This window comes from Teichococcus aestuarii (assembly GCF_003116135.1).
Taxonomy (GTDB): Bacteria; Pseudomonadota; Alphaproteobacteria; order Acetobacterales; family Acetobacteraceae; genus Pseudoroseomonas; species Pseudoroseomonas aestuarii.
The window spans coordinates 1-1808 of the sequence record NZ_PDOA01000065.1 but is presented as its reverse complement, the minus strand read 5'-3'; the positions used below and the strand labels follow the sequence as shown (position 1 = coordinate 1808).

The window sequence follows — 1808 nt, the reverse complement described above, 5'->3', positions numbered from 1 at the left end:
TCGCCGATGAGTTCGACGACCTGGAGGCCATGGTGCAGGCCCCCGGCGATGCCTTCCGCCTGAGCGCCGGCGCGCTGCGCGAGGCGATGGACGAGGACCGCGACCTGCGGCATCTGCTGCTGCGCTACGCCCTGGCCCATCACGGGCAGGTGGTGCGGAGCGGAGCCTGCAACGGCCGGCACGGGATCAACGAGTGCCTCGCCCGCTGGCTGCTGATGGCACATGACCGGGCAGAGGGGGACGAGTTCCCCATGACGCATGAGTTCCTGTCGATGATGCTGGGGGTGCGGCGGGCCGGCGTGACCGTGGCGGCCCGCATGCTGAAGGCGCAGTTCATCCGCTACGAGCGCGGCCGCATGGAGGTGACGGACCGGCCGGGCCTCGAGAGCGCAAGCTGCGAATGCTACGGCATCCAGCGCCGTGCGCTTGACCGGCTAGTTGGCAAGAGCAGACTTTCCCACCCGCGCTGAGTGAGCCCATAGGGCCAAGCTGATAACACTGATTAATAATCTTTGAAGGGTTCTGTGCGTTGACCGCCTGAAACCCCGGCATTGACGAAGCTTATGTTAATGCTGATGCCTCGTCATCGGACTGCGGAGCATGCAGTCGGCGGATCGGACTATTTTGCGGAGGCCTCATGAGCCGCTCTCTCGTTATCGCCCGGGTTGGTCGGAAATCGCTTCACCGGTGTTGGACCGATGCAGGCAAGCCGCGAGACTGGGACCTTTATCTCTGTCCCTACGAGGAGATCGGGCCGCAGGAGGACCTGGATTGCCAGATTGGCGATGTCATCCCCGGCCCGAAATGGACCGGCCTGACCAAGCTGCTGAACGCATGGCCCGGCTGGCGTGACTACGACCAGATCTGGCTCCCCGACGACGACATCCTCGCCAGACAGGACGCTATTACGGATATGTTCGAGGTTGGGCGCGCGCTCGACTTTCATCTCTTCGCGCCGGCCCTGCACGAGACCTCGCATTATGCCCACTTCATCGCGATGCGGAACGCGAGCTTCTTTGCAAGGCGGGCCGGTTTCGTAGAGATCATGGTGCCCTGCTTCCGCCGAGCGACTCTCGAGGAACTCCTTCCAACGTTCGCGCTCTCGACCACAGGATGGGGCTTCGGCCTCGATTCCGCTTGGCCGAAGATCCTCGGTTACGAGCACGTCGGCATCATCGACGGGGTGACGGTGGTGCACACACGTCCCGTTGGGGGGTTTAGGGATGCGGATCTGAGCCGCCGCGTGATGCAGGAATCTGACGACATCCTCGCCAAGTTTGAGTGCGGCCAGCGCATGGTAACATTTGCGGGGATAGGGCCCGACCTCCGAGAAGCCTCACTCACCCCGGAGGAGCTACTCGTGGAACTCGTGCGCGGATGGCAATACCTTTTCGACGGATGTCCCAACGCTCTGCGCTGGCTCTTCGATCAGCAGCAATGCCTGTTCTCGGCTTCGCCCTATCCGGTTTCCGGGTTGCCGACGAGCCCCGGGTCTCGGGCAAAGAGCGGCTCATGAGCGGGCGGCAGGAGCGGCAGTTGTTCCCGTCCGGTGGGTGTCTCGAAGTTGTTGTTGCCCCTGAATGCTCGGACAGGGTCAGGTTGTTAGCGTGGCACGGATGAACAGGCGTGGGGAGCGATCTCCCAGTGCGCGATGGGGGTGAACCTCGTTGTCGTGGGTGAACTAGGGTCTGTTAGAGCTTGAATGCTGCTCCCATGTTTTGGGCATGGCGAAGGACAGGAACGAGCAGCTTCTCACGGATGCGGTCTGGGCGGTGTGGGAGCCGCTGATCGAGGCGGTCAGGCCTCGC

Annotated in this window: 2 protein-coding genes; both read left to right on the top strand. The window is 63.1% G+C overall.

The genetic code is table 11. From position 1 onward, the window contains the following. The coding region (locus CR165_RS24115; RefSeq protein WP_146202048.1) for a Crp/Fnr family transcriptional regulator at positions 1–470 on the top strand (470 nt) is incomplete at its 5' end. A gap of 167 nt (positions 471–637) precedes the next feature. Beyond that, complete coding sequence (locus CR165_RS24110) at positions 638–1516, top strand: hypothetical protein (protein WP_109519414.1); 879 nt, start codon at positions 638–640, stop codon at positions 1514–1516. Positions 1517–1808 lie beyond the last annotated feature (292 nt).